A 14,784-nucleotide genomic window follows, 5' to 3' on the forward strand; every position below is an offset into this window, starting at 1 on the left:
ATGTAACTTTTAATTTTTATGTAACATAAAGTCACTTTTTAAGTAACAAAACCTACCTAATATTATGCTCTCATTACTACAGACATTCTTGACCAAATCGTATCAATGGAACTTAAAAATGAAAATTAATAAAATTGCGACTGCAATTGGTTTAACACTGGCGTTGTCAGCGGGTGCTAATGCAGGTGTGTTACCTGATAACCAAATGAAAAGTGATTGGTATAGCGCTGCACAGGCTAAATTAACCTCTAAAGAAACGATGGCTAATGCAACACCAGCCACTAAAGCAAAGAACGTAATTCTATTTGTTGGTGATGGCATGGGTATATCAACCCTCACCGCAGCACGTATCCTTGCAGGCCAAAAACAAGGCGCTTTAGGAGAAGAGGGCTTTTTGAGCTTTGAAGAATTTCCGTATTCGGCACAAATAAAAACGTATAACGTCGATGCGCAAACACCGGATTCAGCAGGCACCATGACGGCTATTATCTCAGGTGTTAAAACGGATGTTGGTGTTATTGGTGTTAACGAAGACATTGAACGTGGCAAATGTGCAACTGTAGCAGGTAATGAATTAATTACAGCTACAGAGCTTGCAGAAATTAAAGGCCTAGCCACAGGTATTATTTCTACTGCACGGATCACCCACGCAACGCCAGCTGCAACGTATGCAAAATCAGCTGATCGTAATTGGGAAGACATTTCCGACATGCCTGCAGATGCAGTCACTGCAGGTTGTGAAGATATTGCGTCGCAATTAGTTAATTTCGAAAAAAATCTTGAAGCGCGCTTTGCGGGTGTTGATGTTGATGGTCTAGAAGTGGTGATGGGTGGCGGCCGTCGTCATTTCTTACCAAAAGATGCTGCATTTAACTCTAATGATGCTATGAGTGCAGTCGAAGGTGATCGTACTGATGAACGTGATTTAACAGCGCAATGGCAGCAAATGTATAGCGATGGTAAATACATTACTGATCAGGCCGGCTTTGACGCAATAAATGGCGATACCAAACGCGTATTTGGATTATTTAATGAATCGCATATGCAATATGAAGCGGATCGCAGTAATGATATTGCAGGTGAGCCTTCATTAACGCAAATGACGACTAAAGCGATTGATATATTAAAGAATAATGAAAAAGGGTTTTTCCTAACGGTTGAATCGGGTCGTATCGATCACGCCCACCATGCCGGTAATGCTTACAACGCATTAAATGACACAATTGAATTTGCCAATGCGGTAAAAGCAGCAGTAGAAAATACCGATCCGAATGAAACACTTATTTTAGTCACTGCGGATCACAGCCATGTATTTACCATTGCTGGCTATCCAAAACGCGGTAACCCAATTTTGGGTCAAGTTGTAGCAGTAGGTCGCGATACTCCAACCCTTGCAGCTGACGGTATGCCGTATACCACAGTCGGTTACGCAAATGGCTTGGGCTTTAGAGATTTAGGTGATGAAACAGATGCAGACGCTTCATATTTAGCCGCAGCCGTTGCTGGGCGTGTTGAATTAAGTGGTGTTGATACCTTAACACCGGGCTTTCATCAAGAAGCAGCAGTCCCACTTAGCTCGGAAACTCATGCAGGTGAGGATATTTCATTGCATGCTAAGGGCCCTGGGGCACAGTTGGCACAAGGCGTTGTGGAGCAAAATGTTATTTTCCACATTATCAGTCAAGCGCTCGAACTAATAGAAGAATAATGGTGATTACAATGAAAAAACTTAACTTAATATCTCTTGCTGTGGTTGTTGCGTTAGCGGGTTGCTCTGATGATGACGATAAAATTGAGTCAATGACGGTTAAAAATACGCTTGCAGTTGGCTCTGAGCAATGTATCAATGGTGGCATTGAGACCCTAACAGGTGACGACAGCAATCAAAATGGTGAGCTGGATGCAGATGAAGTAACTACAACCACTGTAGTGTGTAACGATGCTGAAACTTCATTGAATCCACAACAGTTAGCGCCGCTTACTACCAATACTTGGTATAAAGAAGCACACACTAAATTAGCTAGTAGCCAAGATAATATTGCTAATATTGTTAAAGAGTCTGGCAAAGCGAAAAACGTCATTTTGTTTGTTGGCGACGGTATGGGGATTTCAACAGTAACAGCTGCGCGTATTTTAGCGGGTCAGTTACAGGGCAAAATGGGTGAAGAACATCAGTTAAGCTTTGAAACACTACCGTTTTCAGGGTTTGCTAAAACTTATAATGTTGATGCACAAACACCTGATTCTGCCGGTACGATGACAGCAATGGCATCAGGCGTAAAAACTGATGTCGGTGTTATTGGTATTGATGAAGCAGTGGTTAATGGTAATTGTTTGTCAGGTAAAGGCCATGAATTAGTAACGTCATTAGAGCTTGCGGAAATTGCAGGTAAATCAACGGGACTTATTTCAACGGCACGTATTACCCATGCCACACCAGCTGCAACGTATGCAAAAGCGGCAAACCGCAATTGGGAAGATGTTTCAGATATGCCTGAGTCGGAAGCGGCTAATTGTGAAGATATTGCATCGCAACTGGTTAACTTTGAAAAGAACTTAGAAGCGCGTTTTGCTGGGATCGATGTTGATGGTCTTGAAGTGGTAATGGGTGGCGGTCGTCGTCATTTCTTACCAAAAGACGCAGCATATAATTCAGCTGATGCAGTAAGCTCGGTAGAAGGCGATCGTACTGATGGCCGTGATTTAACTGCTGAATGGCAAGCTCAGTATCCAAATGGTCAATACGTAATGGATCAAGCAGGTTTTAATGCGATTGATGTGACTAACACTAAACAAATTTTTGGCTTGTTTAATGAATCTCACATGCAATACGAAGCTGACCGTGGCAATGATATTGCAGGTGAACCATCGTTATCAGAGATGACAGCAAAAGCACTGGATGTATTGGATAATAACGAGAAAGGCTTTTTCTTAACGGTTGAAGCTGGACGAATTGACCATGCACACCATGCGGGCAATGCCTATAACGCTTTAAACGATACCATTGAGTTATCAAAAGCGGTGCAAGTGGCGCTTGATAAAACCAGCATTGAAGATACGCTGATTATTGTCACTGCCGATCACAGCCATGTATTTACTATCGCAGGCTACCCAAAACGCGGTAATCCAATTTTAGGTAAAGTGGTTGCCGTGGGTGAAACCGAGCCAACACTTGCTGCCGATAATATGCCATACACCACCGTAGGTTATGCTAATGGTGGCGGCTTTAGAGATTTAGGTCAGGAAACGGATGCTGAAGTAGGTTACGACTTTGCCCCAGTAACCGGCCGTGTTGATTTAACCGATGTGGATACGCAAAGTCCAGGTTTCCACCAAGAAGCACTTGTGCCGCTGTCATCTGAAACTCATGCTGGTGAAGATGTTGGTGTTTATGCAATTGGCCCTGGTGCGCATTTGGTAACAGGTACTAACGAGCAGAGCTTTATTTTTCACGTGATGGATTATGCAGCTGACTTAGTAAAACAAGCGGATGCTAAAGTTACAAATTAAGTAATTGTCATGTAATACGCTTTACTAAAGAGCAACCCAAAACTGAGTTGCTCTTTGTCATTAATCTGCAAAATAAACACATTACAGTGACCCACGGTATTAAATCGAAAAGAGAATCCAGTGAAAAAAATTATCCTATCTTTAGCGTTAATAAGTCCATTGGCCAGTGCCACGCAGTGTGCGTTGGACAGTCAATATGTGCAAGCAAGCTATCAGGTTGGTAAGCAAGTTGCGGGCAAAGCTGTGGCTGAATCTCAACAGTTTACATTATGGCGAACACCCCATCAGGTTGCAGAGCAAGGCCTTGAATTAGTTGAAGTGTGGCAACAGTTGAGTAATCAGCAAATTCGGCCAATTCGTTACTTTCAAACACCGCAGCGTGGTATTGAATATCAACCTTCAGAGGTGCAAGGTCAGCAAGATTGGAGTACTAAATACCAATTAGTGAGTGATGATTTTATTGCCAAGATGACTTTAACCGATGAGCAAGGTGATGGCTGCGAGAAAATACAGCATTATCAATTAGTGCAAGGTGATACTACGATTGAGCTTGCATGGTTGGTAAATCAAAAGCTGGTAAGCGCAATGAGTATTGCTAAACCGCAACTTACTCAAACATTAACGTTGGGCACTGTGGACTTTAAAAAAGCTCAGATACAGCAGCAATTTGCCCTGTGGGATGCTTATCAAACGACTGACTATGCGGATATTGGTGATAACGAAGGCGACCCATTTTTAGCCAAAATGATTAACTTAGGATTTATCGAGCATGGTGCGTCTGGCTTTTATGATGCTAATGGTAAAGCGCTTGGTGGTGGGCACAGCCACTAAAAAGGGCCGGTGAATGCTCTTTTAAAGTCTCGATTTGGGTGTTAAAAGGCCAAATTTCAGCTTTATAAATTAGCATGTGGCCAGTGCCCGCAAAAGTATCGATTCGTTTAACCGTAATAAGTGATATTACACTATCGCAGCTGTATTTAGGTCGGGTTCAAATCATTCGTTGTTTGTTTTGCTATAAAGATCACCTTACGATACAAATAAAATTGGCTAAAATGGCTTTCCTCTTTTAACTTTAGTAGATGTACTATTTAAGGAGATTGAATCGTGAGTGACACACAAAGTAATCACCCCCACGGGGTTTTCTGTTGGTCAGAGTTATGTACATCTAACTGGAAAAGCGGCAAAGCTTTTTACACTGAGTTATTTGCTTGGGGGGCTGATGATCAACCCATTGGTGATGGTCTTTATTACACTATGTTACAAAAGCAAGGTGATGATATTGCTGCCATGTATCAAATGCTGAACGAACAAAAAAACGCAGCGACATCAAGTCATTGGTTAGCCTATATTGCAGTAGATAATATTGATGAAGTAGCTGAAAAAGCCAAACAATTAGGTGCTGATATTATCGCCGGTCCTCATGATGTAATGGACGCGGGTCGCATGGTGTTGCTAAATGAGCCTGGTGGTGCATTATTTGCCTTATGGCAAGGTAATCAACATAAAGGTTGCAAACGTTTAGGTGAACTTAATACTCCCTATTGGCATGAACTGGCAACCCGCAACAGTGCTGCAAGCCGTGAGTTTTATTGCCAGTTATTGGGTTGGCAGAGCGTTGAAAAACCTATGCAAGGAATGAGCTACACATTATTCACTGTTGCTGACCAACCCGTTGCAGGGATGATTGAGATGACCGATGAATGGCCTGCAGAAATTCCTGCTCACTGGATGATTTATTTTGCTGTCGATGATTGTGATAACTATGTCGCAACGGCTCAGCAACTTGGCGGTGAAGTGTGTGTGGCACCAACCGATATTCCCGAGGTGGGCCGCTTTAGTGTGATCACCGATCCACAAGGCGCAGTGTTTTCAATTATGACCTCCGCTATGAATGATGTGAAATGTAACTAGTTATGCTTAATTTAATTAACTAAAAAAGCACTTAGGTGCTTTTTTTATTTTTGTTTGCCCCAAGCTCTCAGTTATAGAGTGTATATAGAATGGGAGTAAAAGTATGACAAAGCATGTGGTAATTACAGGCGCTAATCGTGGCATCGGCCTTAATTTATGTCAGCAATATTTAGCAAAGGGTTACCAGGTTACGGCCGTGGTGCGTACTCCAAGCGATGAACTTAAAGAATTAGATGTGACAGTGATCAGCAATATCGATGTTGCCAATGCAGCAGATATCGAAACACTTGAAAACCAGTTACATGGGCATAAGATAGATCTGCTTATTAACAATGCCGGTATTTTCCATAATGAAAGTATGGCAGAGATGGATTTTGATACCATTAATCAACAGATAGCCATCAATGCTGTAGCACCAATTCGAGTTACCCATGCGTTAATACACTGCTTAGGTATTGACGCTAAAGTTGCCATGATCAGCAGTCGCTTAGGGTCGATTGCTGATAATGACTCAGGTGGTTATATTGGTTATCGTATGTCAAAGGCTGCACTTAACGCGGCATCAGTCAGTTTAGCTCATGAGCTAAAAAGCAAAAAAATTGCGGTTGGTTTATTTCATCCGGGCTTTGTGCAAACACAAATGGTTAATTATGCCGGAGACATTTCGCCTGAATTATCTGCAGAGCTTTTAGCACAACGTATTGATGAACTAAACCTAAGCAATAGTGGTGGTTTTTGGCATTCAAATGGTGAAACCCTACCTTGGTAAATAATATTTAATGTAGGTTATCTTTAATAGCTAAACAGGCTGTAAATCAGCAGTCAGTTTAGCTAAATTTAATTAATTTTTGCTATAATACTGTCATATTAACGATTTTAGTATTTGAGAGCAGCACATGGAATTAGAGCAAGATAGTAGTTTAACACTTCCGTTATTTCTTTTTGATGAGACCTTAAATGAGCGAGATTTATCGACCCCTGATCTCTCAATAAGCGTACTTTTAGATGACGACTTACTGACCCAGCTTTGTCAAAATCCAGCACCGGATAGCAGCATTGCTATTACTATTTCAGATTATATTGTAGAAGCCCATAACCCGGCGTTTGCAGACTTAGCAAGCAATGCACATCAAGCACAGCTAACTTTAACGCGTGGACCATTATTGAGCGCAGTACTCGATACCCAATCAGAGCAAACATTTGTGTCCCCACAAATGGATATGATGCCGACGTTTGACTTGGGCGATGAGGACGAATAATTCGATGAGAAAGTCTTTTTTGCTGAGTGCACTAATTGTTGTGCTCAGTGGCTGCGCTTATTTAGGTGCCGCTCATTACAATGAGCTATTCGGGCCAGAGCAAACACAGCAGCGTATGGTTGAACATAACTCAGGTAGCGGTGCTGAGTTTTTACAGCATGTACAACCTGTGCTCGAGAGTCGTTGTGTGGTTTGTCATGGCTGCTATGATGCACCATGCCAACTGAAACTTTCATCTCCAGAAGGAATTGACCGCGGCCTAAGTAAGGAACGTGTTTACAATGGTACTCGTTTATTAGCATCGACTCCCAGCCGCTTACTTTTTGATGCAACGAATACTAGCCAGTGGCGTGATAAAGACTTTACCCCAGTATTGAATGAACGAGCGCAAACAGAGCAAGCAAATCTTGCCGGTAGCGTGTTGTACAACAGTTTAGTGTTAAAAATGAGCTCACCGCTACCAAATGATGAGATCTTAGGTGATGAGTTTGATTTTTCTTTAGATCGCTCGCAAAGCTGCGCCACTATAGGAGAATTTGACAGCCTTGCCAACAGCCAACCTCATTCCGGGATGCCATATGGATTACCTGGTATTTCGCGTACTGAATTTAAGCACCTTGAAAAGTGGCTTAAAGAGGGCGGTAAAATGGCGCATATTAAACCGCCAAGCAAAGCTGCTTTAGCTCAAGCACAACGCTGGGAGAGCTTTTTAAATCAAGACGATTTAAAGTATCAATTAACAGCACGTTATGTGTTTGAACATTGGTATTTAGCACATATTTATTTTGTACAAGATGATGAAAAAAGCTTTTTTAAATTGGTGCGTTCGAGTACCCCACCAGGGCAGGACATTGAGTTAGTAAATACCCGCCGCCCTTACGATGACCCTAAAGTGGAGCGGGTGTATTATCGCTTAATGCATGATCGTTCGACTATTTTGGCAAAAACGCATTTACCACTGGCACTGAATGACAGTAAATTAGCGCGCTTGTACAGCCAGTTTATTGCGCCAGATTATCACGTTGACAGCATGCCAAGTTACTTGCCAGAAATAGCATCCAACCCATTTAAAGTGTTTGCCGCCATGCCGGTTAAATCTAAATATCAATTTATGTTAGATGAAGCTGAATTAATCATTATGGGCTTTATTAAAGGGCCTGTTTGTCGTGGTCAAATAGCGTTAAATGTTATTAATGATCATTTTTGGGTGGCATTTGCTGATCCAGCTAAAGCGGCAACGCCAGAAGTGGGTGAAATGCTGCTACAACATGAAGATGCCTTGGCATTGCCAGCGGCTGAAGAAAGCAACGCTTTACCTATTTCTAGCTGGGTCAAATATGCCAAACGTCAGAATACTTACCTTAAAGCCAAGGCAACGTTGGCAAATAGCATGTTCAAAAATGGTGAAAATCTAACCACCGACCTATTATGGCGTGGTGACGAGGTGAATGATAATGCTGCTCTGACTATTTTCCGCCATTTTGATAGTGCGACTGTGGTTAAAGGTTTTATTGGCCAAGAGCCAAAAACCATGTGGGTATTAGATTACGCACTGTTTGAGCGGATACATTATTTATTAGTTGCCGGGTTTGATGTCTACGGTAATGTTGGCCATCAGTTGATCACTCGTTTATACATGGATTTTTTACGTCTAGAAGGCGAGCAAAACTTTTTAGCACTGTTACCTAAGCCTCAGCGTAAAGAGTTAAAAGCAAACTGGTATCGTAAAGCACCACCGAGTTTAACTAATTTCTTTGAAAGTGGTGATGAGTTTAGTCAGCCAACTGGTATTGACTACAAAACACAGGATCAACAACACGAGTTATATGGCTTAATTAAACAAACGCTAAAACCGGTGTTAAGTCCGCGCTTTGATTACACACAAGTACCAGAGCCGTTACAGCAGTTAAATAATATGCCTGCAAAAGCAATTAATTTACTGCCGCAAATCTCGTTTATATTAGTGAAAGACGGTGCTGCAGAGCATCAAGCGTATACCATGATCCATCACAATGCCCATTATAATATTTCTAGTTTATTGAACGAGGAAGGGCAGCGCGCTTATGCAGAAGATACCGTCACCATTGTGCCTGGTTTCATTGGTGATTACCCTGAAACAATTTGGTATTTGAATAATCCACAACAACTTGCATCATTTGCCGAGCAACTACCATTGATGCAAATAGAAGCCGATTACAGAGCATTAAAGAGTCAGTTTGCAATTCGCCGAACACATCCGCAATTTTGGCAATACAGTGATATTTTGCACAAAGTTGCCAAACAATACGGTGGTGTTGAATACGGTTTGTTTGATTATAATCGTTTAGAAAATCGGTAATTATTAAACCAAAACTGATAAACCCCGCATTTAAGCGGGGTTTATTTTTTTAATAATATCATTGCGTAAAGTGTCACTTTATCCCCTTTGGTCTACACTTATTAAAAAATAATAGGGCCTATTATGATTCAAATTATTGCTAATATTCGGTCGCGCTATCGTTGGGCGTTATTAGCGATAGCGATTCTCTCGAGCGCGAGTGCTTTGCTTATTCAGTTTATGTTTTTTGTGCAAAAAGACGATGCTCATATTATCAATGTTGCAGGTAAGCAGCGGATGTTGTCACAAAAAATCGCTTGGCATAGTAATGCCATGGTTACTGAGATTGGTAGCAATATTAAATTACATCGTAATGTATTAGCTAAAGCGAGCGCAGAGTTTAGAGCAGGGCATGAATTTTTAGTGCAACAGCATTCTAATGGCGATTATTTATATTTAGACGACGAGTTGGTTGCTTATTATTTTTCGTCACCGATTAATCTTGCGCAAACGTCGCTAGCGTATTTGGCTAAAGTGCAGCAACTGTTAAATGATCCTAGTGTAAGCAAAGTAGAAAAGCGATTTACAGTTGCAGAGGTTGAACGCTTGCTCAAGGAGCTTGATGGTGCAGTCTCGCTATTTGAACAACAAGCAAAGTTCAAAACCCGAGTGCTGTCCAACCTAGAGCTGGCTTTTTGGCTATTAACTTTAGTGTTGCTATTCATTGAGCTGAAATTTATATTTCAGCCTATGGAGCTGCAAATTATCGCTGCGATTAATAAATACCAACAACAAAAGTTGCGAGCAGAGCAGATAAGCACTTATAAAGAGCGCTTTATCGCACGGGCAAGTCATGAATTTAGAACACCGCTACAAGGGCTGATAGACTCGATTGAGCAACTTCAGCTATCAGAATCTCAGCAAGCATTGCAAAAACAAGCAAAATATTGTGCCAGCAGGATTGTAAGTATGCTGGATGAGTTACATGAACTACAGCAGTTTAATACTGGGCAATGGCAGTTAAAATTTATCAAGCGTAATTTAATAACCACGCTTGAGTCGGCTATTACACCTTTTCAGTTTGCCTGTGATAACAAACAGTTAAAGTTTGAAGTAAAACTCAGTCCTGAGTTAGATCGCTATACAGAGTTTGATCATTTACGATTGCAGCAAATCATTACCGAGCTACTTAGTAATGCCATTAAATTTACTAGCACTGGGCAGGTTTCAATATCCGTTAGTTACCAAGATGGTCATATTAAAATAGTGGTCGCTGATAGCGGCGTTGGTTTTGCTCAATGCTATCCATATTTAAATCATCATAGTATAGAACAGAGCAATGACTTTCAGGGCTTACAAACCGGTTTGGCACGTGTGCAACATATTGTCAGTGCTATGCAAGGCGGCGTTGAGTTTAAAGATGTCATACCGCATGGTGCACAGATTAAGATCCGTTTGCCATTATCTAAAGCTGCACTACTAACGAATCAAGGCAACTTACCCGCACAACTGCATTGCTTAATTGTGGAAGACAATTTATTAAACGCAACAATTTTATCACGAATTTTAACCGAGCTTAATTACACCGTTGAAGTGGCTGAAAACGGTTTAATAGCAACACAAAAAATTGCTGAAAGTGAGTTTAATGTGATTTTTATGGATTTGAACATGCCGGTGATGGATGGCTTTCAAGCGATAGATATCATTCGCAAAGAATTAAATTCAACGGTTCCGATCATTGTGATCACCGCCAACACTGCGCCAAGTGATTTAGAGCGAACTTATGAACTTGGCTCTAATGTACATGTTTATAAACCATTTTCGGTTGCGGATATTAAAAAAGCCCTCATGAATGTCTTTAACGAGGGCTGATAATTTTTAGTGGCTGATTTTAATATCGCCTACACCGACTTCAACGTTAATGCGGTATTGGCCGTCACCGTTATATTTACTAGTTGAGGTGACCAGCTTACGGCTATGTTTAGCATCATTTTTCATGCCTGCTATTTTGGTGTCGCCAACACCGCTATCTAAGGTGATCGTTTGATAGTCAGCTAACGCACTGCTGATCCGTACTGCGCCCACACCGACATCGATGCTGGCAGTGTTAGCAAAATTGTTTACTTCAATATCGCCCACACCTAGCTCTAAATCTATCGCCATGGTTGTTGGTATACTTACCAGCCAGCTTTGTTGCACATCGTCATTATCAATCGAGAGGCTCAGCTTATCGCTACTTTGTTGATTTTTTAAAGTGATATCTTCAAGTGCAACATCATCACTAAACCAATTATCATTTTTCGCTTTTAGCTCAATCGACACGGTTACTTGGTTACCTTGATGGGTGCTAAGTTCTAGGCTGCCAACGGGCACGTTGATCGCCAATGCCTGCTTGGCAGTGACATCAAAGGTCTGTTCAATTTTTTGCTCAGCATGAGCAGCTAAACTACTAGTTAATAAGATTACGGCTAAACTAGAGATACTAAGTGTATTCATTATTTTTACTCGTTGTTAATGGCTTTATAGATTAGACGTTAGCAGATTTAAAAAGGTTTAAACCGCGTGAATTTTATTCTATAGCCATGCTAATAAAAGTCATGTATTTTCAAACTAATTAATTTAAGAGCTAAAAAGGATCGCTGTGCAGTCAATTAAACTCAATAATGTGACGGCTAACCTTGGTACTAATGAACGCGAAAGTTTTCTCGTAAGTAAGCTAACTTGGCAGGTTGAGAGCGCTCAGCATTGGGTGCTGCTTGGCGGTAACGGAGCAGGAAAATCAGCCATAACAGCAGTATTACTCGATCAAGCTAATATTGTCAGTGGTACACGAAGTTGTGATTTTAAGCGTACAGAAATAGTCTCTTCAGATCTGCAAAAGCAATTGATTACCGCTGAGTTATTAGCTGATCAAGACGACATCACCGATGGTAAAACTAGCCCTAAATTGGTGTCAGAGCTGATTTATCAGCAATCAAGCCCATGTTTTGATCAACAGCTATGCCAGCAGTTAATTACAGGGTTTGCTTTTGAGACATTGCTTAAGCAACGTTTGCGCGCACTCTCAACCGGGGAAACACGTAAACTAATGTTAATTAAAGCACTGAGTAATCGGCCCGAACTGATTGTGCTTGATGAACCGTTTGACGGTTTGGATGTACAAAGCGTTGAGCTATTACGTAGCGTATTAATCGAACTAAGTGCCAGCATGACCATGGTCTTTGTGGTTAATCGGTTAGATGAAATCCCCGTATTTATTACGCATTATGGTTATGTGAAAAATGGCGAATTACAACAGCAACTAGCAACTCCTGACCTTAAGCAGCGCGATGATTTATTTAAATTATTACACCTACAACAAACTGATTTAACGATTCCTAGCAAAGATGTGGCACACAGTGCCCCAGAGTTTAATGAGCCTGAGTTAGTACGATTGCAAAATGCCAGCGTCAGTTATAGCGGTAAGGTTATTTTTAACCACTTAAATTGGACAATCAAAGCACGACAGCATTGGCAGCTCAGTGGTCAAAACGGCTCCGGCAAAACCTGCCTGCTTAACTTAATCACTGGCGATAATCCGCAGTGTTATAACAATGATATTAAAGTGTTTGGCTATCAACGCGGCAGTGGTGAAAGTATTTGGCAAATTAAGCAGCATATTGGCTATATTTCGAATGCTTTGCATATGGAATATCGGGTTAGTATTTCGGCGCTTAATACCATAGTATCAGGCTTTTACGACAGCATTGGCTTGTATCAAAAGCCAACTCAAATTCAGCTTGATATCGCCATACAATGGTTAGCATTATTAGGTTTGAGTGAGTTAAAAAACACCCCATTTACGCAACTGTCTTTTGGTGACCAACGCATGCTATTGATTGCCCGCGCTATGGTAAAACACCCCACATTACTGATTTTAGACGAGCCATGTTTGGGGCTTGATGAAGCCAATCGGCAGCGTGTTTTACTATTAATCGAAAAAATATGCGCTGCAGGCAGTAGCACAGTAATTTATGTAAACCACCATGCGAAAGATAAAATTACCGGGATAGAGCACTATTTAGATATGGCAGATTTTAGGTAAGGAAAAGGTTCTAGGTTTTAGGGGCCAGGCGCTAGGAAAAACCAGAGCAGCTCGGCGTTAAATTTATCGCCGTAGGTTGGGTTGAGTGCAACGAAACCCAACAGCCATTCTTGCAAAGTAACTCTAAACCCCCTATGAAACGCTGAATTCTGCATCTAGAGGTGGTTTGGGTATATGGATAGCAAACAGTTACATAATTTGTTATTAATGAGTAATGTAAATAAGAGAACGCGCCTTTTGTATAAAAGAGGAACGTGCTCTTTGATTAAATTTTTATATGACAAGGATAGCTCAATGGAAGTAGCAGCTCAGGTTACATTTATCAAAATTGATAGACCATCTCATGTATTCAGGTATTTTGGTGATAATTGCTGGCCAAGAATATAATATTCACCTGATTTAGATGCTAGTAGTAGAATAATTTTGTGGAAGAACGTCACAAAACTGCTTGTTGTAAGTGTTATGTGTTACTACAAACTAAGGAGTATGAATGAGCTTCAAATCTTGGTTAAGCTATTCTGACTTTTCTAAAAAAGCGTGCTCTAAGTTGCACTACACTTTAGATCATGAGTCGAGTGAATTTCTAAATTCAATTAATGACACTTGTAATGACAGGATTAAAACCTTGAAATCTGGTTCTGTGGTATGGCGTGCACAAACTGGATGCGATAAGGAAAAGGCTACTGATAGTGCAGAACAAGAGTTCCATGTTGATAAGCGTATTCCTTATTCATTCAAGCGAATGAAACCCTTGAGCAATAGCCCCTCAGAGGGGAGAGCGAACTTAAAAGGGAACCCTTGTTTATATGTAGCAGCAGATGCAGAAACTGCGGTACACGAAGTGAGGCCTTGGCCTGGATTACCCGTAACAATCGCTAAATTGCATTTGACAAAGGATATGAAGTTGATAGATTTTTCGGAGACTGCTGAGGCCGAGCAGTACCCATATTTTTACATCGACGAACCTTCTATTGAGCAGAAAATTGACGCTGTGTGGGCTGCGATGGATATTGCTTTTTCTTGGCCTGTAACGGAATCTGATTCCAAATCAGAATATGCGCCGACGCAAATAATATCAGAGTTTATTAAATCGAAAGGGTATGACGGGATTATTTATAAAAGCTCTTTAACTAAAGGGCATAATTATGTCCTTTTTAATTTAAATGATGCGGCAGTTGTTCAGTGTGACTTGTTTGTCGTATCTAAGGTTAAATATGACTTCGAGAGGTTGGATGAAAGCTCATCTTTGACAGCGGAGCGTGGCAACACATAACACATATGAGCCTTAACTCTGGCAATAGTGTTCTTTTTGACTGTTTTTATATAGTGATGGTCAATTCTAAATCAATAAACAAATTCGTTTACTTCCTCTAAAGTGCAGGCCTCTTAACCTTATTGTGAATAATTCACTAATTTTTTTGCACAAAGAGTAATGAATGAGCAGTAAATGAGGGGGGAGCAAAATAGCTACTCGGTTATGGTTGAACCATCAATAACAATAAATTAAAAACGAGTGATTCTACAGCTCGCCTCCATTAAAAATGGGGGAATTACCGTTTGTCTGTTAAAAACACCGATCTATAGGGAAATTATTTTTGTATAATAGCGCCTCTAAAATAAGCCATATCAGTCTTCGGGATATTATATAAAATATAGACCCCCAGTTCACTTAGCGCACAGTGAATATGTTATATACAAAGGAT

11 protein-coding genes are annotated in these 14,784 nt (G+C 40.9%); 10 read left to right on the top strand and 1 reads right to left on the bottom strand.

The window, feature by feature from the left end; genetic code table 11:
• Positions 1–118: 118 nt before the first annotated feature.
• The 8 genes from H5187_RS02630 (at position 119) to H5187_RS02665 (ending at position 10,869) form a co-directional block, all read left to right on the top strand.
• Positions 119–1,708, top strand: a complete 1,590-nt coding sequence (locus H5187_RS02630) for an alkaline phosphatase (RefSeq protein WP_145238328.1) — start codon at positions 119–121, stop codon at positions 1,706–1,708.
• An 11-nt stretch (positions 1,709–1,719) separates the two neighbouring features.
• Positions 1,720–3,510 (top strand): alkaline phosphatase, encoded by a 1,791-nt coding sequence (locus H5187_RS02635; RefSeq protein WP_182784077.1) that lies wholly within the window; start codon positions 1,720–1,722, stop codon positions 3,508–3,510.
• Between the two features lie 120 nt (positions 3,511–3,630).
• Positions 3,631–4,341, top strand: a complete 711-nt coding sequence (locus H5187_RS02640) for a hypothetical protein (protein ID WP_145238334.1) — start codon at positions 3,631–3,633, stop codon at positions 4,339–4,341.
• Positions 4,342–4,614: 273 nt separating this feature from the next.
• Positions 4,615–5,421, top strand: a complete 807-nt coding sequence (locus H5187_RS02645) for a VOC family protein (RefSeq protein ID WP_182740406.1) — start codon at positions 4,615–4,617, stop codon at positions 5,419–5,421.
• A gap of 103 nt (positions 5,422–5,524) precedes the next feature.
• Positions 5,525–6,190: an SDR family oxidoreductase gene (locus tag H5187_RS02650; RefSeq protein WP_182717654.1), complete on the top strand. Its 666-nt coding sequence runs from the start codon at positions 5,525–5,527 to the stop codon at positions 6,188–6,190.
• Positions 6,191–6,317: 127 nt separating this feature from the next.
• On the top strand, positions 6,318–6,680 hold the full coding sequence (locus H5187_RS02655; protein ID WP_145238340.1) for a hypothetical protein: 363 nt from the start codon (positions 6,318–6,320) through the stop codon (positions 6,678–6,680).
• Between the two features lie 4 nt (positions 6,681–6,684).
• Entirely contained in the window at positions 6,685–9,018 is a 2,334-nt protein-coding gene (locus tag H5187_RS02660; RefSeq protein ID WP_182797520.1) for a fatty acid cis/trans isomerase, read from the top strand.
• 123 nt (positions 9,019–9,141) lie between these two features.
• Positions 9,142–10,869, top strand: a complete 1,728-nt coding sequence (locus H5187_RS02665) for a response regulator (RefSeq protein WP_182740403.1) — start codon at positions 9,142–9,144, stop codon at positions 10,867–10,869.
• 6 nt (positions 10,870–10,875) lie between these two features.
• On the opposite strand, the gene H5187_RS02670 is transcribed toward H5187_RS02665, so the two are convergent.
• Entirely contained in the window at positions 10,876–11,493 is a 618-nt protein-coding gene (locus H5187_RS02670; protein WP_149982578.1) for a hypothetical protein, read from the bottom strand.
• A 145-nt stretch (positions 11,494–11,638) separates the two neighbouring features.
• On the opposite strand from H5187_RS02670, the gene H5187_RS02675 reads away from it, so the two are divergent.
• Complete coding sequence (locus H5187_RS02675) at positions 11,639–13,081, top strand: ATP-binding cassette domain-containing protein (RefSeq protein WP_149982579.1); 1,443 nt, start codon at positions 11,639–11,641, stop codon at positions 13,079–13,081.
• A gap of 490 nt (positions 13,082–13,571) precedes the next feature.
• Positions 13,572–14,354 carry an RES family NAD+ phosphorylase gene (locus H5187_RS02680; RefSeq protein WP_220493226.1) on the top strand — a complete coding sequence of 261 codons (783 nt, stop codon included), beginning with the start codon at positions 13,572–13,574 and terminating at the stop codon, positions 14,352–14,354.
• Positions 14,355–14,784: the final 430 nt, after the last annotated feature.

The sequence above is a fragment of the Pseudoalteromonas sp. SG44-1 genome (genome assembly GCF_014164315.1).
Classification (GTDB): Bacteria; Pseudomonadota; Gammaproteobacteria; order Enterobacterales; family Alteromonadaceae; genus Pseudoalteromonas; species Pseudoalteromonas rhizosphaerae.

Excerpts from the sequence above, each read along its gene's own strand:
- H5187_RS02630 (WP_145238328.1), top strand. The coding sequence starts at position 119 with ATGAAAATTAATAAAATTGCGACTGCAATTGGTTTAACACTGGCGTTG.
- H5187_RS02655 (WP_145238340.1), top strand. The coding sequence starts at position 6,318 with ATGGAATTAGAGCAAGATAGTAGTTTAACACTTCCGTTATTTCTTTTT.
- H5187_RS02680 (WP_220493226.1), top strand. The coding sequence starts at position 13,572 with ATGAGCTTCAAATCTTGGTTAAGCTATTCTGACTTTTCTAAAAAAGCG.
- H5187_RS02670 (WP_149982578.1), bottom strand. The coding sequence starts at position 11,493 with ATGAATACACTTAGTATCTCTAGTTTAGCCGTAATCTTATTAACTAGT.
- H5187_RS02650 (WP_182717654.1), top strand. The coding sequence starts at position 5,525 with ATGACAAAGCATGTGGTAATTACAGGCGCTAATCGTGGCATCGGCCTT.
- H5187_RS02665 (WP_182740403.1), top strand. The coding sequence starts at position 9,142 with ATGATTCAAATTATTGCTAATATTCGGTCGCGCTATCGTTGGGCGTTA.
- H5187_RS02660 (WP_182797520.1), top strand. The coding sequence starts at position 6,685 with ATGAGAAAGTCTTTTTTGCTGAGTGCACTAATTGTTGTGCTCAGTGGC.
- H5187_RS02635 (WP_182784077.1), top strand. The coding sequence starts at position 1,720 with ATGAAAAAACTTAACTTAATATCTCTTGCTGTGGTTGTTGCGTTAGCG.